Origin of the sequence: Bradyrhizobium sp. 17 (assembly GCF_023073515.1) — a bacterium.
Taxonomy (GTDB): Bacteria; Pseudomonadota; Alphaproteobacteria; order Rhizobiales; family Xanthobacteraceae; genus Bradyrhizobium; species Bradyrhizobium canariense_D.
Genome location: NZ_JADPJQ010000072.1, coordinates 1 through 528, shown reverse-complemented (window position 1 = coordinate 528; position 528 = coordinate 1). Strand labels below are relative to the sequence as shown.

Sequence of the window (528 nt, the reverse complement as noted above, 5' to 3'; positions counted from 1 at the left end):
TGTGAAGGGTTTCGGATGCCGGCCCCATGACGGTGGGGCGGCGCGCACCGGGGGCCGGCGTCCGAAAGCCTCCAAGGGAGATGCTATGGGGCGGCGACGAGGATATTGCATCCATTGTTGCTGATGAACCGATGGAGCGCCCCATGCAGAAGTTGAACGATCTGAGCCGATCCTCGAGCCCCCTCGACCCGAATGGCACGCTGATCGCAGTTATCGAACTGAGCCTGTTGAGCTGGCTCGTCGCCGGCATCGTGCCTGGCGTCGAGCGCCAGCCATTGAAGAAGCTCGCGGTCGACGAGAGCGCATTGCTGAAGTTGCTGCATCGATGGCGAGAGGAAGCAACGAAGGCCGGGCATCGGATCAAACGCATCGCCGTCGTTTTCGAGGCCGGCCGTGACGGCTTCTGGCTGGCGCGCTGGCTCAGGGCACGCGACATTGAGGCTCACGTCATTCACGCATCGAGTGTGGCGGTGTCGCGCGAGCACCGGCGCGCCAAGACCGATCGGCTCGACACCGAGCTGCTCAAAC

The 528-nt window shown here is 63.8% G+C and carries 1 pseudogene; it reads left to right on the top strand.

Features of this window, described 5'->3' with window-relative positions:
• Positions 1-26: 26 nt before the first annotated feature.
• Positions 27-528: pseudogene (locus IVB13_RS13715) on the top strand (hypothetical protein); the annotation flags it as partial.